16 protein-coding genes are annotated in these 20169 nt (G+C 57.6%); 3 read left to right on the top strand and 13 right to left on the bottom strand.

Annotation, left to right across the window (positions count from 1 at the left end):
• Nucleotides 1-158: 158 nt before the first annotated feature.
• From D8U69_RS14150 to D8U69_RS29950, 10 genes are all read right to left on the bottom strand, one after another.
• Nucleotides 159-2153: a patatin-like phospholipase family protein gene (locus D8U69_RS14150; RefSeq protein WP_241668658.1), complete on the bottom strand. Its 1995-nt coding sequence runs from the start codon at nucleotides 2151-2153 to the stop codon at nucleotides 159-161.
• A gap of 770 nt (nucleotides 2154-2923) precedes the next feature.
• Nucleotides 2924-4156 (bottom strand): hypothetical protein, encoded by a 1233-nt coding sequence (locus D8U69_RS14145; RefSeq protein ID WP_130907541.1) that lies wholly within the window; start codon nucleotides 4154-4156, stop codon nucleotides 2924-2926.
• Between the two features lie 50 nt (nucleotides 4157-4206).
• Nucleotides 4207-4452 carry a hypothetical protein gene (locus D8U69_RS14140; RefSeq protein ID WP_130907540.1) on the bottom strand — a complete coding sequence of 82 codons (246 nt, stop codon included), beginning with the start codon at nucleotides 4450-4452 and terminating at the stop codon, nucleotides 4207-4209.
• Between the two features lie 71 nt (nucleotides 4453-4523).
• Nucleotides 4524-4763: a hypothetical protein gene (locus D8U69_RS14135; protein ID WP_130907539.1), complete on the bottom strand. Its 240-nt coding sequence runs from the start codon at nucleotides 4761-4763 to the stop codon at nucleotides 4524-4526.
• 2141 nt (nucleotides 4764-6904) lie between these two features.
• On the bottom strand, nucleotides 6905-7921 hold the full coding sequence (locus D8U69_RS14130) for a succinylglutamate desuccinylase/aspartoacylase family protein (RefSeq protein ID WP_130907538.1): 1017 nt from the start codon (nucleotides 7919-7921) through the stop codon (nucleotides 6905-6907).
• A 14-nt stretch (nucleotides 7922-7935) separates the two neighbouring features.
• Nucleotides 7936-8901, bottom strand: a complete 966-nt coding sequence (locus tag D8U69_RS14125) for a DMT family transporter (protein WP_130907537.1) — start codon at nucleotides 8899-8901, stop codon at nucleotides 7936-7938.
• Nucleotides 8901-9599: an ABC transporter permease subunit gene (locus D8U69_RS14120; RefSeq protein ID WP_056855323.1), complete on the bottom strand. Its 699-nt coding sequence runs from the start codon at nucleotides 9597-9599 to the stop codon at nucleotides 8901-8903. The genes D8U69_RS14125 and D8U69_RS14120 overlap by 1 nt, the downstream gene beginning before the upstream one ends.
• An 18-nt stretch (nucleotides 9600-9617) precedes the next feature.
• Entirely contained in the window at nucleotides 9618-10331 is a 714-nt protein-coding gene (locus D8U69_RS14115; protein WP_056855322.1) for an ABC transporter permease subunit, read from the bottom strand.
• Nucleotides 10332-10474: 143 nt separating this feature from the next.
• Nucleotides 10475-11257, bottom strand: coding sequence for a transporter substrate-binding domain-containing protein (locus tag D8U69_RS14110; RefSeq protein ID WP_130904833.1), 783 nt, complete (start codon nucleotides 11255-11257; stop codon nucleotides 10475-10477).
• A gap of 27 nt (nucleotides 11258-11284) precedes the next feature.
• Complete coding sequence (locus D8U69_RS29950; protein ID WP_130907536.1) at nucleotides 11285-13288, bottom strand: aminotransferase class I/II-fold pyridoxal phosphate-dependent enzyme; 2004 nt, start codon at nucleotides 13286-13288, stop codon at nucleotides 11285-11287.
• Nucleotides 13289-13526: 238 nt separating this feature from the next.
• On the opposite strand from D8U69_RS29950, the gene D8U69_RS14100 reads away from it, so the two are divergent.
• From D8U69_RS14100 to D8U69_RS14090, 3 genes are read left to right on the top strand one after another with little or no spacing between them, the layout of a single operon-like run.
• Nucleotides 13527-15065 (top strand): TolC family protein, encoded by a 1539-nt coding sequence (locus D8U69_RS14100; protein ID WP_130907535.1) that lies wholly within the window; start codon nucleotides 13527-13529, stop codon nucleotides 15063-15065.
• Nucleotides 15058-16197, top strand: a complete 1140-nt coding sequence (locus tag D8U69_RS14095; RefSeq protein ID WP_056855319.1) for an HlyD family secretion protein — start codon at nucleotides 15058-15060, stop codon at nucleotides 16195-16197. Before D8U69_RS14100 ends, D8U69_RS14095 begins: the two co-directional genes overlap by 8 nt.
• Nucleotides 16187-17230: a DUF2955 domain-containing protein gene (locus tag D8U69_RS14090; RefSeq protein ID WP_130907534.1), complete on the top strand. Its 1044-nt coding sequence runs from the start codon at nucleotides 16187-16189 to the stop codon at nucleotides 17228-17230. The genes D8U69_RS14095 and D8U69_RS14090 overlap by 11 nt, the downstream gene beginning before the upstream one ends.
• Nucleotides 17231-17243: 13 nt before the next feature.
• Here D8U69_RS14090 and D8U69_RS14085 read toward each other — a convergent pair whose 3' ends face one another.
• From D8U69_RS14085 to D8U69_RS14075, 3 genes are all read right to left on the bottom strand, one after another.
• Complete coding sequence (locus D8U69_RS14085) at nucleotides 17244-17699, bottom strand: YMGG-like glycine zipper-containing protein (protein WP_130907533.1); 456 nt, start codon at nucleotides 17697-17699, stop codon at nucleotides 17244-17246.
• Between the two features lie 107 nt (nucleotides 17700-17806).
• Complete coding sequence (locus D8U69_RS14080; protein ID WP_130907532.1) at nucleotides 17807-18514, bottom strand: NAD(P)H-dependent oxidoreductase; 708 nt, start codon at nucleotides 18512-18514, stop codon at nucleotides 17807-17809.
• 9 nt (nucleotides 18515-18523) lie between these two features.
• Entirely contained in the window at nucleotides 18524-20167 is a 1644-nt protein-coding gene (locus tag D8U69_RS14075; RefSeq protein WP_130907531.1) for an ABC transporter ATP-binding protein, read from the bottom strand.
• Nucleotides 20168-20169 lie beyond the last annotated feature (2 nt).

The raw sequence follows: 20169 nt of genomic DNA, 5'->3' as shown, positions 1-20169 counted from the left end.
CTCGGCCGGTGTACCGCTGCCCACGGGTGGCCAAGCGTAATTGCCAAAGCACCGAAACGCCAGAAATCGATCAGACATCGTTCACCTCCATGTGAGGTCAGGAACCATCGAACATTTCGAAGCCAAAGGCTCCGGCGCCACAGTTCGGGCGCTACAGTTCAAATGCGTGGTTTGAGTTTGAATTCGGGGGTCGGCTTGGGTGCTTTGTTCCCCGGATCGATGGTCGCGCCGCCCGGTTGGGCCGTTGATGCGGCAATTTCCGCGGCGAGTTTCAGCAAAGATTCGAGAATGTGCTGCGCCAGTACAGCCTGGGAGCGAAACGGCGGACCAGACTGTTGAGTACCGGCACGCTGCTGGAAGCGATAGGTCGCCGGCCCCAGTTTGGCGTTGGTGAAGAAGCGCTGATAACGCTGTGAGGGTGTGGCGTTGAGCGCGATGTCCGTGGTCCTGAGGCAACCGACCACCTCGCTCACCGACGCAATCAATAGACGCAAGCGGATCAACTGATGGTTCTCCCAGTTCATATCCGGGCTAGGGGCGATACCCTCCAGATGACTGCAATCGCCAAAGCGCCGGACAAACTCGATGCCTGCTTCTTGTCCGTATCGAGTCAGTGCATTGATCCGGCTTTCAGGCATCGCGAGGTTGAGTCCACCCTCTTCGGCCGTCAGCCGAATCAACGCGACACGATCGCGAAACCCGGGCAGACGTGACAGCGTGTCATGGCTCCATTCCGTGGCCGTATTGAAAATGGCAGAAACAAAACCGCCTATTGAACCCAATGCACCCAATTGGTGGAAACGGCGCCAGGAGGGAAGCCGTGCTTGATTGTTGTTCTGTGGAAAGAAAACCCGGTCCTGCTTCGGATCCTGATAATCGTGCAATACGCCCAAATCCAGGCCGAATGTTGGTCGTTGCGGAAGCGGCGAGTCAAAAAAATGAATGGGGAAGTTCGAGCTCAGACCACCATCGGAAAACCAGCAATACTCCAGATCTTTGCCTGGGTTCCCATAATCTGTGGCGTAGAGGGGAATGGCACTGAGCAAAAATGGAAAGCTCAGGCTCATCCTGACCGCCACAACCACCGGCAAATCTTCGGGTTTTGGCAGGCGACAGTAGCCAATACGCGACGCTTCACTGTGCGATCCACCCTGTGCCGGCCGTTGGTGGGCAATCATCCAGTCCACGACTTTTGCCGGAAATAACTCCCGAAAATCCTCTTCCAGGTAATAGAACTGATTGTTTTCGCGAACCAGCACGTCGTCGCGAAAAGGCAATCGATAGGGGCGCCCTTGGGATAGGCAGGTGGTCATCATTTGCAAGTTGATGTCGAGCTTGGCCAGGTCTCCAAACGTCAATGGTTTGTGGGTCGGTGCCCCCACTACTTCACTTAGAACATCGGCCTGGCCGCTTAATTGATCCAGATAGCGATGCAACCAGACTGTCAAACACTGGGACGCCACTTCCGTGGTGTCACCAGGTTCCGGCATTCCACTGCACAGACCAAATCGATTACTTCGCAGTACGGACACCAGACGCGCCGCAAGCAAAATGAAACCGCCGATAGCAGCACATAAAAGCCCGCCAACAAGGAACCAAACCAAGGTAAAAAAATGCAGCGCCTGCCATTCGGTGAACGTCAGTGGGAGCGCACCGAGAACAAAACCAAACAATAACGCAATCCGCAGCTCCCCCGACAAACACTTGGCAACGCTCCAGTATCTGGTTCGTTTGCGTTCAATACTCAACGAGGTCGTCAAGCCATCGAACAACGTTGATAGGCGGGGATGAGCCCGAAACATACCGAGCAAGCCGGTGCGGGTTGTTACTTTATCCGGGGAGGCCAGGTAATGCGGCAATTGAGCCAGCAGCTCAAAGTCACTGCACTGGCTTTTTGCGTCAAGCAGACCTTGCTTGCGCCTTTGTTTACCCGCCTCGGCTGCAGCTGCTGCGGCGGCTGCGATCGCTCCTGCGCTGGTGCCACCAATGGAGCGCAGGCGGAATGCCTTGGCAATTTCGACAATGGCCAGCGGATAAACAACGCCGCTGGTGATACCACCCTTCATAACCAGATCGCATTCACTGGGGTATGAGATGGAAGGCAAGATTTGTTCTGCGAGTGGTTGATCAGGTTCCATATCAGCTTCGTTCATCAGCGAATACCCTGTCGTGGATGTCGCGAAGTCACCTCAAATAAGTCGAACAACATTAACGCTGAAGTACAAACTTAGAAAAGTACAGCTAGTGAGCAAAAAGTCGAATCATATGCTTTGCAGGAAGATGCAAAAAACTCTGGAAAGCTAACAAAAAACTATAGTGATCAGATTCTATTAGAGCTCGTTCCTCAAGGAGTTAATATTCAATCAAGATATTTTAGCTGATTCGCATATGACTCGATCCCAAGCGTAGATGCGGGTAAGCCAACGCGCAACCCGAACACCGTAAAATTCGATATTTTTTAGAATAACGCACCGATAGCTTAAAAAATAAACAACTTGCGAGGCTCTTGTAATGGTGTCACACCACACCATCCCCGCTTCCGGTCTGAGAGGAAAGGATGGTTTTTTATTTATTTGCATTTCGATAGCGCAGAACGAAAGTTCAATCAACCTGCGATAACAGCAGTGAAGTATTGTGTGCACGTCCTCCCCCCCCTTCAATATGCTCCACTGCGCTTGATAAGCTCCCGCCCGGTCATAATTGGGCGCAATTCGTGTGTAAAGATACAGCGACACACTAAAGTGTGGTGATTTTTGCCGTTGTCGATCGAGAGTTCTTGTCCAGGGAACAGGTCGGCCAGGCCAGTCACGGCGGGAAGTCCTGCTAGGATTGTTAGCGTCATGGGGACTCCGTGCAGGAGAAGGGCTGGCAATCGCAAGATATGGCAACATTGGGTTACTAATGGATGCTGCCGACACGTCCGTTATCGCCTTCGCGGCTCGCCCTGTCTGAGCCTGTCAGCTTCCTGCTGCGACTGCCCTGGTTCCACTGGCACCGACACGGCCTTCGGCGGTTTTGGTTCTTCTTCTGGAGGCTTGCCGGCTGACCGGATAGAGATCACGCGATTGAGCATATCGAACCAGAATGGCGCACCTAGCGTGGCTGCCAGCGCTGTCAGTAGCCATCCCAGCGCGTGTTGCCAGGCTAAATCGCCGTATGCACTTAAACCAGCAGGTAGCTCCTGACCGTTGTCCTGTTGGGCTTTCGTTCCTTTCTTGACCCAACCAATTGGAACTGCCAAGTCCGTCAGTTTTGTCTGCACCGCATTAAATTGTCCAAGCAGGCTGTGCGGGTCGCCGTCGGCGACGATCGGGGCACCCGGCGCGGAAGGTGGATTTTGTTTTGCAAACTGCATTGCTTGCCTTGCAATCGCTTCACCCACTGCCGGATAAGTTTGCAAATGCCTGAAAATCAGTATGGCGTCGACGTTCATTGCAATAGCCACGACCAGCGCCAGAATGGCGATGACTCGTTGCGAGCGACGTTTATACCAGCCGTTGACCCGGTCCATTCCATTGTTGAACCAGACCTCGATGTTTTCTTTTAGTTTTTCGCCATCGTTTTTGGCGTCATCGAACAAGGTCAACAGCGCCTTCTGCAGGTCTCCGGTAGGTAGCGCTTCAAGCATCTGGCGCACGTAACGGGCCGAGATCCCGTCGATAAACCATTGGATGTCGGCATAGGCGTCCGCGACCGTGTAGGGACCCTGCAGCCGCTTGCCCATCGCGGTGAGCTCCTCTCTCAACACCATGGTTGCCGGGCCCGCCGGCAGAGTAGTAACCGCAACGTCGAAGCGCTGGCGTAATTCTTCTATCCCGGCACGCGTAGTCACTCCATCGGTGACCAGTTGCTGCAAGGTCTGGAGCAGAGGCACGAGTTCCGGCCTGCCCACGTTGTTGAGTTCCCTGACCCTGGTGTCCACCTCCCCCAGCCACGTGCGCGTATTCGAGCTGCCGCTCGCATCGAGATGCCGGACAAGATCGCCAGCGATAGCCGCCTGGATACCGCTTGAAGCCGACATCTTTCCTGCCACCGTGGACAGTTGCTCCCTCAGGTTATCCACCGTCGCGCCCGTGCTGGCAGCTGAATCCAGTGCGGCCCTCAAAGCCTTCTGACACTCGGCGATTGCGCTTGAATTCTCTTGGATCACGCTCATCAGCACGTTGGCAAACGAACGGGAGGGAATATAGGACGGTCCGCGCTCTATTATCCAAGTCTTTTCCTTGCAGTTCCTTCTATCAGGGGGTGGGCGTACACCTTTTCCATCCATTCGGAACCGATCAGCCGGTCGATTCCCAGTCGCAACCATTTCGCCCTAGACATCAGTGCTGCAGCGATCATTTCGTTGATGATCGTCACCAGCATGCTGACGAGCAAAAAGATGAATATCAGACCGATGACCGTATCGAGAATACCAGAACCGAACATATTTCCCTCCGGGGCATCAATCATTAGACGCGTGGATCCGCCGTCTTCGCATTGAAGCCGCAAAATCGAATGTGCCTAAAACTCTGAACTGATCGTTAGGAACGCACCCACTGGCCATTTTCAAATGACAACGGACTATGGGTACATGTGTCAGGATCATCACCCCATAACTGAATGATGTTTGCGCCCGGGCTGAACTGCCGCTGCCAATCCACCGCCGTTCCCCCACTCAAAAATGGCCCGGCGAGGGTAGAATCTCCGCATGCAAAGTAGGTATCGTCAATTTCTAAGCCAGTAATTGATACAAAATAGTACGTTACTTTTATATGGCCCATACTTTTCTCCATTGCTCATTTACAGAAATACACGCTCTTCTTTCGGCACTCGACTGCTCATTAACTGAACATATGGCTAGTCTTCCCATCTATATGTTCAGCCTCAGATGCTTTGGCGCTTGAATCATTCAACCAAGCAAATAAAAAATCATTAAATAAGCCAGGGCGACGTGTTAAATTCTTTCATTAGCTATATCAGCATGGATCATTCAGCTCACCTGCCAGCCACCAGCCAGAGGTTGAAGCACAGACCCTGCATCATATCACTCATGAATGATGCAACGGCTATTTCGAGCCCTGCGGTAATTCCGTCATCGCTGCATTCCAATGTATAAACACTAGCCACAAATAACTCCTTTCTAAAATCAACAACAAACCCTAAAGCGGCAGCCAAAAACTAAGATATCCCATTGCGATCCATTGCCTTTACAGCACACACAACAAGTTATTTAGATCTAATTATTAGCATGCCACATGATTTGACTTATATTAATTCGCGATCACCCCATACTATTAATGCGGAATAATTATATTGGTGCCTGCCCCCCCCCCCTCTTAAGTGGCTTTTCATCTGCCTTGTGCTTTCGGCCATTAGCTCAATCGCAGACATACATGGCGCCACGTCACAGGACCTACATAACCTCAATGCAAAACATGGAACTAGCCAGACACTGAAAGCACCCTAAGGAGGTACAAGGCATACTGCAGAGTTGTTGATATTCGAAATAAATACTGAACTAGCGGAAGCTTTGACAAGAAGACTAAAAAATCGGAAGTGCTTGATTGAAGAGCTCTCCAACTTCCGTAGTCCTACAGCCAACAACTGCGATCAAACAGAAAGGCGATAGGACTGGAATATGGATCGGGTCTGTGCAAGGAAAGGATATGAAGGGGCGAGATGCGGGCGAGCTATTCTGAGCGCAGACATTACTAAGCTCTCCAACTCAGCCCGCTGCTTTGCATCTGTGACATTGCGGGCTTTTTCACTCAGTTCCCAACCGTGAAAGAGAGCCGTCTGAACCATTGTCTTACTAATATCCGTTCTTAGACAAGGTCGCCCCTTAACAATCCATACACCTCAAAACCTAGTTGACGCTCTTCCTCGGAAAAGCCCATCGTGGCCTCCTCGCGCGTCAATTGGACCTGTACGTCACAGGTAGGCAGATAATTCCAACAGACAACGCCTACATTCAGGCCGATCGCGTTGGTGTCTCCACCGCTGTCTCGGGGCCTGGAGACCTCAGTCGATGTGAGAGACAACCAGCGGTTGTCATCAAGGGTCAAGTGCTGTTCACCCTGAAACCGGAGCCGTGTGAAATTGCGTTGGCAAGCGCCAAGACGCAACTGGGTAAGGTGCTCAATCAGATCCTCAATCTCAGGCCCTCGTTACAGTTGATTGAAAGTACCAATCGCTTAGATTGAGTTTAAGTTACTTACAATCACTTTAAAAAAATAAACACAGAAAATCGCCATCAAAAAAAATAAAGCCACAGAAAAACAGGGTGTAAAACTTGTCAGAGCCCGATATAAATCATACAAAACAACAAATTAGAATTTATCTTTTTTAAGTGATACCGACAGTATCAATCAACTGCAGTTGTTCTGAAAATTGCTCTACCAGTTTTTGTTGGCTGACGATTTCCATATCGGCAAAAATCAAGCCCTGGCGAAATGGCTTCGCTGGCCAGACCGAATCCTGATGAGCCCGTCATCAGCCGATGACGCTTTCCAGATTCCGCCAGCTATGTGCATTTGCAAACTCCACCCGGCAACAACGTCGTTGCGTTTTCAATGTGCCGGCTGGGAAAATCAGTGAGTACTCGATGGCGTCACCCAAATGGTAGTAATGCATCACGCCTGACTGGTTGGGGGAAAATGTCCTGTGGGCGAATCTTCAGCCATCCGCAATATCGTGAGCCGTCCCTGTTGGTCGGTATGGCTTGTTTGTCGGAGCGTAACGTCGATGGTATTCGCTGCATCTGGTGCAGTGCCAGTTCGAGTGCGACGATCAATTGTCCGGCTGAGTCCGTCGCGCACTGCTAACGTTTTTTGGCTTGTATTTACGTGTTTTCGCCGACGATAGGCGATTAACTCGACTAAACAGGCATTTAGCGTAGTTATAAAATTCATCCCTTCAACGCTCAGTTCGGATCCAGCAACCCGCCGCTCCAGTTGCGTGAAACACGGCTACCGGTGAATTTGGCCACTACCGCGCCTTGTGGGATCAGGCGATCGCGATAACGCGTGACCATGCGCCCGGTTTGTTCGGCCAACAAGACGACTTGCGAAGACGGATCTCCCGGCCGGCGCAGGATTCGCGCAAACCGCTGGCCTTGCTCCACGACATCACCCAGTTCTTTTTCAAAGATCAGTACGCCAGATTGTGGTGCAAGAATGGTCTCCATCTGCGCCATGTCCCTGATCTCGACAGGCCATTCGGCCAGTGCGGTCACTTCGTCGATAATTCCGTAGCCACACAGCCAGGCGTACAGGCCATCGGCGTCTTGCGTGGCGTACCGGTCGTTGACGTCGCCCTGCCCTCGCAGCTCCAGGGTAGCGGCCATGCGACCTTGCGTCGTACCTTCGCGCAACCACGGAGCGATGATGGTTTCTTCGAATGAGCCATCGCCGCCATTGTCCCAGATGATTGCCACGTCCATCTTCATCGCTGTCGCCAGTTCGTGGCCTCGGGGCCAGAAACTGCGATGCACGTAGAGATAGGGAAGTGCTTCGTCATCGGTATGCAGATCAAGCATCACGTCTGCCGACGCGGCCAGTTCTACCAGTTTCTTTTGCCATTGCTGGACATTCGTAGCCGGTTGTTCCATCGCGGCTGATTGATCGAAGCCCCGGTTGAAATTATGGCCGGTAGCATCGTGAAAGCGCCCCAGAATCCGACCTTGGCGAAACTGGCCGATGCCCAGGGGATTGGCCTGTGGAACCACGGTCACGCTGCCCTTCAGTCGGCCCTCGGCCTCGGCCACTGCAAGTCGTTGCATCAAGACGTGCAAGACCAGCATTCCGGCAATTTCATCGGCATGCACCCCAGCCTGCAAGTGCACCTTCGGCCCGGTATTGTCGCCTTCGAAACGCCAGGCACCGACCTGCACCGCGTCACCATTGTTGTTAAGAACGCTGAATGAAACGTCCTGCGCCATGCCCTTCCCCTCTGTCATGAACGTAATTTTTCAGCCTGGTCAACGGGTTCCACATCTGCCGCTGCTGGGTAAAGGGGTTGCGACACGGAGCATTCAGCACCGACGACGTCCTGTGAGGGATGCCGGCCGAAAATCATCGCCAGGGTGCCACTGACCGCGATCAAACCGGCGCCGATCATCAACGACACATCCATCAGCGTGCCCCAGATCAGGCTCGACAGCAGGAACGCCCAGATCAATCCCGTGTACTCGAAGGGTGCCAATACCGTCGCGGTGGCGCGCTGGAAACTGGCGAACAGCAGGAACTGGCCGATGCCGCCCAACAGGCCCGCTCCCAGCATGCCTAGCCAGGCCGGGGTCGGCGCTGGCGTATGGGTCCAGGGCAATGCCACCGCCATGCAAATGACGAACACCACGTTGGTGATCAGCATCTGCTCCAGCACCGAGGTCTGGTCATCCACCTGGCGCAGCTGGATATAGGTGAATGCCCAGCACATCGCCGCCAACAGCGTCAGCACAATCGGCAGCGGATCGGCCAGATTGTTGGGGCGACAAGCAATCACCACGCCGACAAAACCGATGAGCAAGGTAAACCACTGCCAACCGCTGACGCGTTCCTTGAGTATCGTAGTCGCCAGCACCGTGACCATGATCGGCGCCGAAAAATACAACGTGGTCATTTCCGCGAGCGTCAGGTCCCGGGCTGCCGTGTAATACAGCAGCCACGCAGCGATCGACAACAACCCGCGCACGACCAGCAAGCGGCGACTGGACGACTGCCACGCACGGCGCACCAGCGACAAACGCCCGATCAGCAAGCACGCAACCGCAACCACCAAGGCTCGCCAGAACAAAATGCTGACCACCGAATAGTCGGCCACCAGCCACTTGATGCCGGCGTCCTGCAACGACAGGAACGCGTAGCCCAAGGTGCACAGGCCGATGCCTTGCAGCGAGCGGTCAACCAACGGTTTGTTCATCATGCGGACCTGCGTACCGGCGTTCCCCGGCGCTCGAAAAAGGCAAACAAGGCTTCGATCAGGAACGTCAGACAGACGTAGACACCGGCCACCAGCAACAACGGTTCGTAGACTTGCAGGGTTTGCGCCCGAACCACGTTGGCCGCACCCAGCAAATCGATGACCGCGATGGTCGAGGCCAGCGCCGTGGACTTGAGCAGCATCACGGTTTCCCCGGCCAGGGTCGGCAACAGCAAACGCAAGGCCCGCGGCAGCCGCACGCGCAACAGTGCCTGGCGAGCCGTCATGCCAAACGCCGAGGCTGCTTCCATCTCACCCTTCGGGACGGCCAACAGACCGCCGCGGATCACTTCGCCGACATAGGCGCCAACCGACACCACCAGGGCAAACACGATGTACCAGTAACCATCGCGCAGGTACGGCCAGAGAAAGCTGCCGCGAATCAGCGGGAACTGCGCAAACAGGCTGCCGAGTCCGTAGTAGAAGATGTAAATCTGAATCAGCAGCGGCGTGCCGCGGGTCACGCTGGTGTAAAACAGGCTGACCCTGGCGATCACTGTGTTCTTCGAGATTCGCGCCAGGGCTACCAAAATCGCCAGCAAGAAACCCAGCACACTGGCAATCAACAGAATCATGAGGGTCGTTTGCAGCCCCCTGATCAACAGCGATGCGTATTCAACTGTCCACGCTGGAATCATTTCATTTACTCAGCCGGTTTAGTCAACAAGAGGCATCCAGCGACGAATACGCCGCTCCAACCGTCCCGACAGGTAGTTCGACACCAGCGTCACCGCGTAATACAACGCCGCGGCCGTGAGGTAGAACAACAGATAGTGACGCGTCGAACCCGCCGCTTGCTTGGCGGTGTACAGCAACTCGTTGGTGCCGACCACGCTGATCAGGGCGCTGTCCTTGATCAGGTTGATCCACAGGTTGGCCATCCCCGCCATTGCGTAAGGGGCCATGATTGGCAACGTGACACGCCGGAACAGGCCAAAACCGTGCAAGCCGAAGGCCTTGCCTGCTTCGATCTGGCCATAGGGAATCGCCTGGATCGCCGCACGGAAAATCTCCGAGGCGTAGGCACCCTGCACCAGTCCCAGCACCACGATCGCCGCCAACGGGCCACTGACATTGACCACTTCGTAACCCAGCGAGGTCATCAGCGAGTTGAGCAGCATCGAACCCATGTAGTACAGCAACAGAATCAGCAACAACTCCGGCACCGCGCGGAACAATGTGGTGTAACCGCGAGCCAGTGCTGCAATCGGTTTCGGCGCACCCAACTTGAGGCAGGCCACCAGCAAGCCGATCCCCAGCCCGAGCACGAATGCTCCGGCCGAGATCTGCAGGGTCATCCAGAGCCCCTTGAGCAGCGCCCCGCCCCACCCTTGCTCGCTGAAATTGATCAAATCGAACATTGCAGGCATTTCAGTCTCCCGTAACAACCGTGAACGCACCGCATAGCCTTTGTGGGAGCTGGCTTGCCAGCGAAGGCGGTACGTCAGGCACACCGCGTCGCGTCAATCGCCGGCAAGCCAGCTCCCACAGGGTTCTATATGCGCCCGGTTGGTCAGAACGTCGGCTTCACGCTTGTACCGAAGTAGCGCTGGGACAAGTCGTCATAGTCCTTGCTCGCCAGCAACTCCTGGATCGCCTTGTCGAGTTTGCTCTTGAGCTCGGTGTCGTCCTTGCGCAGACCGGCGCCCACGCCTTTGCCGAAGATCGGGTCGTATGGCACCGCGCCGAGGTAGGCCAGGTCTTTGGCATCCGGGGTCTTGACGAAAGCAGCCATGGCCGTGCCGTCGGCCATCATCAGGTCGATGCGGCCAGCGAGCAGGTCGGCGTTCACCGAGTCCTGGGTGTCGTAGTACTTCACGTCAGCAATTTTTTCGTAGTAGGTCTTCAGGTAGCTCGCACTGACTGTCGAGTTCTGCACGCCGATGGTTTTTCCTTTGAGGTCATCCGGGTACTTTTTGACGACGGCGTCCTTCGGCCCCACCACCGCGACCACCGAGTCGTAATAGGCTTTGCTGAATGCGATCTGTTTTTCGCGCTCTTCGGTCACCGACATCGAGGAGAAAATCACGTCGATTTTCTTCGCCAACAACGATGGAATGATCCCGTCCCACGCCACTTCCTTGATCTCGCACTCGGCCTTCATTTCGCTGCACAGCTTGTGAATCAAGTCGACCTCAAAACCTTTCCATTCACCGTTGGCCTGTTTTTCGGTGTACGGCGGATAAGGTTCCGCGGCGACTGCAAAGCGAATGGGCTGTGCCTGAGCTGCGCTCATGCCGGCCAGCAATACGCAGGCGGCGCCAGTCAACCAGTGTGCAAAACGTCGATTTCCCATGGTGTTTTCCCGTCTTTTTATGTGGCGTTAGCGAGTTTGATGAGCGTTGACGAACTGCCGGCAACGCTCGCTGCGTGGGTGTACGAACACTTCGTCCGGCGAACCGGTTTCCTCGATCAGGCCTTGATGCAAGAAGGCGACTTTGGAAGAGACATCGCGTGCGAAGGCCATTTCATGGGTCACCAGGATCATGGTCCGGCCTTCTTCGGCGAGGGAGCGGATCACCCGCAGCACTTCCCCGACCAATTCCGGGTCGAGTGCCGAGGTAGGTTCATCGAACAGCATGACCTTGGGCCGCATGGCCAGGGCCCGGGCGATGGCCACCCGTTGTTGCTGTCCCCCGGAGAGGAACGCCGGGTACTCGTTGCGCTTGGCCGCCAGCCCCACGCGTTCGAGCAAGGCTTCGGCGCGTTCGGTGGCCTCCGCTTTGCTTTCGCGCAGGACTTGGGTCGGCGCTTCGATGAGGTTCTCCAGCACCGTACGATGGGGCCAGAGGTTGAAATTCTGGAACACCATGCCCAGGCTGGACCGAATGCGCACCAGTTGCCTGGCGTCGCAAATGAGCGGCGCGCCGGGGCGGGTGTGATTGAGGTGAATGCTTTCGCCGTCCACCAGAATGCGCCCCTGGTCCGGCACTTCAAGCATGTTGATGCAACGCAGCAAGGTACTTTTGCCCGAGCCGCTGGCGCCAATCAGTGAAATCACTTCCCCTTCACGGGCGGTCAGGGACACGCCTTTGAGCACTTCGATATTGCCAAAACGCTTGTGCAGTTTTTCGACTTCGATCATGGTCCGCGCCGCAACCGGTTCGACCCTTGGCTCGGTTGCGACACTGTTGATCACCGGTCGCGGCGCTTCGCCCTTCAATACCAGGACGAAATCCCGAATGCGCTGGCAAGCCTCGGTCAGCCGCTCTTCACCCAAGGTGAAGGACAGGCGCACAAAGCCTTGGGCCGGCTCGCCGAAAGCCGCCGCGTCCAGCACCGACACCCTCGCCTCCCGCAACAGGCGCCAGGCAAATTCCAGCGAAGTCAGGCCAGTGCCACGCACGTCCACCAGTACGAACATGCCGGCATCGGGTTTGAGCACCGAAATGCCCGGGCAATCGGACAGCCCGTTCACCACCAGATCACGGCGGCGGCGATAGATGTCGCGCATGCCGTGGGTCACTTCAGCGTGGGCCTCGACAGCCTTGAGCGCGGCTTCCATGACGAACCCCGGCAAGCCGTAGAGCATGCTCAGGACCAGGGTTTCGGCATGCGCGATCAGGGCGGGGTCGGCAACGATCCAGCCGATCCGCCAACCGGTCATGGCGTGGGATTTCGACAGGCTGCCGATGACCACGCAACGCTCGGCCATGCCCGGCAGCGCTGCCAGGCTCAGGTGCTCGCGTTCGAAAGCCAGGCTCTCGTAGACCTCATCGACGACCACCCACAGGTCATGGGCGATCGCCAGGTCTGCGATGGCTTGCAGCTCTTCGCGATTGAGCATCACGCCGGTGGGATTGTTGGGGTTGGACAGGAAAATCGCCCGGGTTCGTGGAGTAATGGCTTTTGCCAATACGGCAGCGTCGAGACGGAAATCATCCATCGCCGAGCACGGTACCCGCACCAGGGTGGCGCCAGAAGCCTTGAGCGTAGCTTCGTAGGTCACGTACATCGGATCGAGGGCAATCACTTCGTCCCCCGCACTGAGCAGGCACATCGAGGTGACGAACAAGGCGTTCTGCGCACCGGCCACGGTGATCACATTCGCCGCCTGCAACTGACGCCCGAACAGATTGCCGTAGCGCGCGGCGATGACTTCGCGCAACGCCTGGCGGCCGGCGATTTCGGTGTAGTGGGTATCTCCTTCGCGCAACGCCTGGATGGCAGCATCGGTAATGAAATCGGGGGTTGGGAAATCCGGGTCGCCGACACTGAGAATGATCACATCCTCACCATTGCGGCGGGCTTCGAACGCCGCATTGTGAATATCCCAGGCAGCGACACCTTGACCTGAGATCCGCTCAACAAAAGGTGAAAACCGCATGCCAGTGCCTCGTTCAAATAGAAGAAACGCAAGCCCGCAACCAGCCGGGAAAGAAGGTGGAACGAACATAGACCAGGCTGAACACTCGTTCAACAGAAAAGTCGTGGTGGTTCGCGTTCAGCGTAAACAGGTCGTTTTTGCGACAGTGGTGGCGTTTTTACGCCGCGTGACGTTGAAACACAGCGGCAGGCGCCCGGGCGTCTATGCTGCTGTGATGTTCTTGGTCGGAAAACGCGTAATGCATTCAGGTACCCTCCAGCTGCTGCTGTCTGCCGTGCTTGTCCTTGGCGGTTGCGTGCGGTTGGGGCCGGACTTTCAATCGCCCGGCGAAACGTGGATCGATCACTGGAACACCCCGGCCCTTGAGCGCGCCAGCCAACGTGCAGTGAATCCGGACATCCGCCAGTGGTGGCAAGTGTTCGCCGACCCGGCGCTGGACCAGTTGATTGCCGAATCCGATGCGCACAACGCCAGCCTGAAGATCGCCGGGTTGCGCGTCATGGAAGCTCGCGCACAATTGGGCATTGCCCAAAGCGGTCTCTACCCGCAACTGCAGCAGGTCAGCGTTGACAGCCTTTACGTCAACCGGCGCCAGTCCGGCGGCAATAACCCGGTCGACAGCCATTTCTGGCAGCACAGCGCCGGGTTCGATGTGGGCTGGGAACTGGATTTCTGGGGCCGTTTCAGCCGCGCCATCGAGTCTTCCGATGCCAGTTACTTCGCTGCCGAAGCCAATTATGAAGATGCGCTGGTATTGCTCCGGGCTCAGGTTGCCGATACCTATTTTTCCCTGCGCACTACCGAAGCGCGTTTGCGTGTGGCTCGGGAAAACGCCCGCCAGCAACAGCGCAATTACGAGATCACGGAAAAACTGTTCATGAGTGGCCAGACGGCTGAACTCGACTTGCAACAAGCCAAGACCCAATACCTGGGCACCTTGAGCACAATCCCCGTTCTCGAGGATCAGATCGGTCGAATCCGCAACGCCCTGGCGGTGTTGATTGGTCGTCCACCCGGGGCGCTGCCGCTGATGGCCGAGAACACTGGGTTGATTCCGTTGGTGGACCGTGCGGTGCTGCAGGATGTCCCGGCCAATCTGCTGCTGCGTCGCCCCGATATACGCGCCGCAGAACTGAATGTCGCCGCCCAATCGGCACTGATCGGCGTAGCCGAAACCGATTTCTACCCGTCGTTGACGTTGCTGGGCAGTATCGTCTGGTCCGCTGATACCTTGAGCGGGACATCCCGCAGTCTCGACCTGATTGGCGGCCCTAGCCTGCGCTGGAACGTGTTCGACTATGGCCGTATCAGCAACAACGTGCGCGTGCAGGATGCACGGTTGCAGCAATTGATCGAGGCTTACCGCGACAAAGTCCGCCAGGCCGCGCGCGAGGCCGATGATGCAGCCAATGGACTGGTTCGCGCATTGCAGCGCGAACGCATTCTGCGTGAGGCCGAAGGCGCGGCCAAACGTTCATTGGAGCTGGCCAACGCGCTGTATCGCGAAGGCTATTCGGATTTCCAGCGCGTACTCGATGCACAGCGCGCACTGCTCGAACTCCAGGACAGTTACCTGCTCAGTCGCGGCGATGCCGTGAGCAACGTGATTGCCCTGTACAAGGCACTCGGCGGCGGTTGGTACAGCGCCCAAGCCAGAGTCGACTCCACGACGCGCAAGCAGATGGAGCAACGCACGGACTGGGGCGATTTGCTGACTGATCCCTCTGCCGACCTTCCCGTATCCCCTTTGCCCGACCAGGTGAAAAACCATGAGTGAAGCCGCGCCCGTGACGCCCGACGCGCCCTCCCCGCCGCCCGCCGAACCGGCTGCCGACCCGACTGGCAAAGGCATCAAGTGGGTTTTGTTGCTGATCGTCCTGAGCCTTGCGTGGTACCTGCTGGCAGACCGATTCACGCCCTATACGCAACAGGCACGGGTCGGTGCGTTCGTGATTCCGGTGGCGGCGGAAGTCGCGGGGCGGGTAACCCGCGTCAATGTGCGCAACAACCAGGACGTCAAGGCCGGGGAAGTGATTTTCGAGATCGATCCGCAGCCGTATCAGATTGCCGTCGACCGTGCCCGCGCCGACCTCGAATCCACCCGCCGGCAGATCGGCGCCAGTACCGCCGGCATTGCTTCGGCCCAGGCCAGCTTGCGTGCGGCGCAAGCCAACGAGCTCAAGGCGCGCCAGGACAATCAGCGCCTGGAAGGGTTGTATCGAGAGGACCCGGGAACCATTTCCGTGCGTTTGCTGGAAGTTTCCCGCGCCAACCGCGAAGCGGCGGTCAGCCAGGTGGCCGCCGCCCGCGCCGAGGTCCAGCGCGCCCGTGAAACGGAGGGTGGCAGCGCGGAAGACAACGCCCTGCTGCGTAGCGCCGCGACGGCATTGTCAAAAGCTGAACTGGACCTTTCCAACACGCAGATCCGCGCCCGTTCGGCCGGTTTGATCACTGACCTGCGCACCGATGTCGGCCAATTCGCCGCAGCCGGCAACCCGGTCATGACCCTGATTGCCATCCACGATGTATGGATCAGCGCCGACATGACTGAAAACAACCTCGGCCTGGTCAAGCCTGAAACCCCGGTGTCGATTGTGCTCGATGCCTTGCCCGGTGAAGTGTTCGAGGGGCGCATACGCAGCATCGGTTACGGCGTCAGCGTTGGCCAACCCGCCGCGCCCGGCAGCCTGCCGACCGTGCAGAACAGCCGCGACTGGCTGCGTCCCGCGCAACGCTTCCCGGTGATCATCGAGTTTTCCCCTGACGCCCTGGCGAAGCTGCGTGACAACCGTGGCATCCGCGCTGGCGGCCAGGCGGAGGTCATGGCTTTTCCCTCTGAAGATAATCTGCTGAACCCACTGGGTCGGGTGTTCCTGCGGCTGATGAGTTGGCTGTCGTATGTTTACTAGCGCACAGCGCACGCCCAGGGCTCAGCGTGCATTGCGCCTGGCCACTGGCACGTCGGTATGCCTGGCCGCCAGTTTTGGCCTGGCACTGCCGATCCCTTTTTTAGCCCCGGTGCTCTGTGCGCTGCTGCTCGCGTCCGCCAATCGGCCGCTACCGTTCAAGACAGCAGTGGTATTGGCGCTGGCTGCAATGCTGACCACCGGCACCGGCCTGTTGTTGATCCCGGTACTGCGTTACTACCCCAACACCGGGGTGCTGTTGATCGGCCTGTGCCTGTTCCTGGTTTTTCGCTTCGGCTTGCGGGGCGGCAATAACCTGATCGTCACGTTTCTGGTGATTGGCCTGACCCTGATTTCCTCGGCGGGTGTTGCCGATTTTGGCCTGGCAGTCATGGTCATCACGGCCATGGTCTCGGGACTGCTTCTGGCAGTGATCGTCGGCATGTTCAGTCACTGGCTGTTCCCCGAACCGGTCAACGCACCGGCTCAGCCCCCTTCCCCAGCCCTCCCGACGAGCGAAGTGGACCGAATCGCCTTGCGCGCCACCTTGATCGTGGTTCCGGCATTCCTGCTCGCTTTGATTGATCCGGCAAGTTACCTGCCCATCGTCCTCAAGGCGGTCAACCTGGGGCAACAGAGTTCGACGACCTCGGCGCGAAACGCCGCACGCGAGCTGATCGGATCGACCCTGCTCGGGGGGCTGTTGGCCGTGATGTTCTGGTGGGCGCTCAGCCTGTTCGCCCACTTGTGGATGTTCTTCTTGTGGATGCTGTTGTTCGCCCTGATCGTCGCGCGCAAGCTCTACGGGTTGAAATCGGGCCGCTTTAGCCCGGGATTCTGGCTCAACAGCCTGCTGACCCTGATCATCCTGCTGGGCCAATCTGTTCAGGACAGTGCAGAAGGCAAGGACGTACACACCGCATTTGCCGTGCGCATGGCGCTGTTCATCGGCGTAACGCTGTATGCGTGCTTGATGGTTCATTTACTTGAACAGCGGCAAAAACCAACCCGAGCGGATGCCGCCACTGCTCCATAGCAACCGGCGATTCTCAGGGATTGACTTGATAACCCTTGCCTTGCAGGCAACTGGTATAAGCCGTCGCCGTGTTCGCGGTGTTGGTCTTCTCCTGCGCGCGTCGCTCCTGACGCTGGCGCGAGCCACCGACCACGGCACCGGCCGCTGCGGTTTCCTTGGCGCGGTTCTGGCGGTAATCCTGTTTGGTGTCGTCGTCGACGCGATCATAAAACTCGTCGTGCTGCCGCCCGCGCACCTGCGCACCCGCAGCCCCGGCAGCCGCACCGGCCACGGCGCCCTTGACCCGACCTCCGGAGGGCGTCGATGAGGTCGACGCCGTCTGGCTGGCGGCAATGTTATTGCACTCGGTGATATCCATTTGAGTCTGCTGCGAACTCTGGCCTTTCAACGGCGTCACCGTCTGCGCCCATCCCTGGACACTGAAAAAAGACAAGGCAACGCACAGGCCGATCGGTGACAAGCGTTTCATGTTGACCTCCGACAGGAGTCGGGCTGAGTGAAGTAGAAACAGTGTAGTTCACCCCCCCGGCCCGCTCCTGCCCCGGACGTTGAACGGTCAGCGAGGCATCGACGGATTCAGTTGCTCGTCAACGGATAGAGCCGTTCGTCAAACTGCGCCAGTTTCGGAAACATCAGCGGCTGCTCATCATTCAAATGCTGCAACCGCTGCCCGTAATCGACCAAAAACTGCTGGCGAGCCTCTTCGCTGATATACGGCACATGCCATGCCACGAACGGCTGCAGCACATCGAAACCCACATAAGCCAGGGTGCCGCGCAGGATCGGCCGCAACATGTCCTCCAGCGGTCCGTGAATGGCGCCATCACCGAACATGTGTTCACGCCCGCCAAGCGTCACCGTCACCAGCGCTTTCTTGCCTGCCAAACCACCCTGATCGTAGAAACGCTTGCCGCCGTAACAAATGCCCGACACCAGCACCCGGTCGATCCAGCCTTTGAGCATGGCCGGGGCGGAGAACCAGAAGATCGGGAAGTTGAGGATCAGCAGGTCGGCCCACAGCAGTTTGTCCAGCTCGGCCTGGATGTCCGGCGCCAGGGACTGGCTTTTCACGCCCAGGCGTTGTTCCAGGGCGTAGACCAGGTATTGCGGGTTTTCCCGCGACGAGAAGTCAGCGTCGCTGGCCACTGGGTTCCAGTTCATTTTGTACAGGTCGCTGACCTGCACTTCATGGCCCTGGGCTTCGAGGGTGGCCAGCGCTTGATCACGCAGGGCGGCGGTGAAGGATTTTGGCTCCGGGTGAGCGTGGACGATCAATACTTTCATGGTGGTTCCTTAGACTTTTTCCAGCGTAGGGTTTGAATTCTTGGTGCGGCTCGCCAGCAAACGGTCGAGCCAGTCCGGGTCCATTTGCGGTTCGGAAGAAAACAGCAGTCCGGTGTAGTCCTCGTGCGGCGGCGTGAAGATCTGGCTGCGCGTGCCTTGGTCGACCACCCTGCCCCGCTGCATCACCAGCACGTGATCGGCAATCGCCCGCACGGTGGCAACGTCATGGGTGATGAACAGGTAGGCGACGCCGAGCTGTTGCTGTATGCGGTTGAGCAGCTTGAGCACACCTTCGGCCACCAATTGATCGAGGGCGGACGTCACTTCATCGCAGATGATCAATTGCGGATCGGCCGCCAATGCCCTGGCAATGCAGATCCGTTGCTTCTGCCCTCCGGACAACTCCCGGGGCTGGCGCTCCATGAAGGTTGCCGGGTCCAGCTCGATCATTTCCAGCAACTCGGCGACCCGTGCGCGCATCGCTTTGCCTTTGAGCCCCAGATAAAACGTCAGGGGCCGGCCGATGATGTCGACAATGCGCTGACGTGGATTCAGTGCGGTATCCGGGATCTGATAGATCATCTGGATGCGCCGCAGTTGCTCTTTGCTGCGCTGGCGAAAGTCCGCCGGCAGTGGCTGGCCGTCATACAGCACCTCGCCATAGGTGGGCGGCAGCAAACCGGTGATCAACCGAGCCGTAGAGCTTTTGCCGCTACCGGATTCGCCGATCACCGCCAGGGTCTGGCCGCGATACAGCTGCAACGAAACGTCATGCAGCACCGGTTGATGTCCGTAACTGGCGCAACTCTTACGCAGTTCAAGCAGCGGCTGTTCCTGCTGTGGACACGCCTTGGGGTCAGTGCGGAAACTGCGCACCGCCCACAACGATTTGGTGTAGTCCTCCTGCGGGTCGCCGAGCATCTTGCGGGTCACGGCCTCTTCCACCCGTTTGCCGTGACGCAGCACCATGATCCGGTCGGCCATTTGTGCGACCACCGCAAGATCGTGGCTGATGTAGATCGCCGCGCTGCCGTAGGTCTTCACCGCATCGCGAATTGCCGCGAGCACTTCGATCTGGGTGGTGACGTCCAGCGCGGTGGTCGGTTCGTCGAAGATGATCAGGTCCGGGTGGCAAGCCATGGCCATGGCGGTCATCACTCGCTGTAACTGACCGCCAGACACTTGATGCGGATAGCGCTGGCCGATGGTTTCCGGACTGGGCAGACGCAGCACGCGATACAGCTCAACGGCTTCGGCCATGGCCTGATCGCGGCTCATACCTCCGTTTGTCACGGCGGTTTCAACGTGCTGGTCAATCAGCCGATGGGCAGGATTGAACGAGGCCGCCGCACTTTGCGCTACATAAGCGATGCGCAAACCGCGCAGCTTGCGCAGGGCTTCGGGTTTGGCCTTGAGCAAGTCGATGCCGTCGAAATGCACCGAGCCGCCAGTGATCCGGCAGCCGTCACGGGTGTAGCCCATGGCCGCCAGCCCGAGGGTCGACTTGCCCGCGCCGGACTCACCGATCAGCCCCAGGACCTCGCCGCGTTGCAACGTCAGGTCGATGCCCTTGATCAGCGGATGCCACGCGTCTTCGTAGTGACCTTCGATGTGCAGGTCGCGGATTTCCAGCAATGGTTTGGACGTCGTCATGT

This window comes from Pseudomonas sp. Sample_16 (genome assembly GCF_004307665.1).
In the GTDB taxonomy this organism is placed as follows: Bacteria; Pseudomonadota; Gammaproteobacteria; order Pseudomonadales; family Pseudomonadaceae; genus Aquipseudomonas.
Note: the sequence above shows the minus strand (reverse complement) of the source record. Positions and strands in the feature narration are given on the sequence as shown.

Bases quoted from the DNA above. Each gene is read 5' to 3' on its own strand.
- D8U69_RS14150 (WP_241668658.1), bottom strand. From the start codon at position 2,153: ATGAACGAAGCTGATATGGAACCTGATCAACCACTCGCAGAACAAATC.
- D8U69_RS14145 (WP_130907541.1), bottom strand. From the start codon at position 4,156: ATGAGCGTGATCCAAGAGAATTCAAGCGCAATCGCCGAGTGTCAGAAG.
- D8U69_RS14140 (WP_130907540.1), bottom strand. From the start codon at position 4,452: ATGATTGATGCCCCGGAGGGAAATATGTTCGGTTCTGGTATTCTCGAT.
- D8U69_RS14135 (WP_130907539.1), bottom strand. From the start codon at position 4,763: ATGGGCCATATAAAAGTAACGTACTATTTTGTATCAATTACTGGCTTA.
- D8U69_RS14130 (WP_130907538.1), bottom strand. From the start codon at position 7,921: ATGGCGCAGGACGTTTCATTCAGCGTTCTTAACAACAATGGTGACGCG.
- D8U69_RS14125 (WP_130907537.1), bottom strand. From the start codon at position 8,901: ATGAACAAACCGTTGGTTGACCGCTCGCTGCAAGGCATCGGCCTGTGC.
- D8U69_RS14120 (WP_056855323.1), bottom strand. From the start codon at position 9,599: ATGATTCCAGCGTGGACAGTTGAATACGCATCGCTGTTGATCAGGGGG.
- D8U69_RS14115 (WP_056855322.1), bottom strand. From the start codon at position 10,331: ATGCCTGCAATGTTCGATTTGATCAATTTCAGCGAGCAAGGGTGGGGC.
- D8U69_RS14110 (WP_130904833.1), bottom strand. From the start codon at position 11,257: ATGGGAAATCGACGTTTTGCACACTGGTTGACTGGCGCCGCCTGCGTA.
- D8U69_RS29950 (WP_130907536.1), bottom strand. From the start codon at position 13,288: ATGCGGTTTTCACCTTTTGTTGAGCGGATCTCAGGTCAAGGTGTCGCT.
- D8U69_RS14100 (WP_130907535.1), top strand. From the start codon at position 13,527: ATGCATTCAGGTACCCTCCAGCTGCTGCTGTCTGCCGTGCTTGTCCTT.
- D8U69_RS14095 (WP_056855319.1), top strand. From the start codon at position 15,058: ATGAGTGAAGCCGCGCCCGTGACGCCCGACGCGCCCTCCCCGCCGCCC.
- D8U69_RS14090 (WP_130907534.1), top strand. From the start codon at position 16,187: ATGTTTACTAGCGCACAGCGCACGCCCAGGGCTCAGCGTGCATTGCGC.
- D8U69_RS14085 (WP_130907533.1), bottom strand. From the start codon at position 17,699: ATGAAACGCTTGTCACCGATCGGCCTGTGCGTTGCCTTGTCTTTTTTC.
- D8U69_RS14080 (WP_130907532.1), bottom strand. From the start codon at position 18,514: ATGAAAGTATTGATCGTCCACGCTCACCCGGAGCCAAAATCCTTCACC.
- D8U69_RS14075 (WP_130907531.1), bottom strand. From the start codon at position 20,167: ATGACGACGTCCAAACCATTGCTGGAAATCCGCGACCTGCACATCGAA.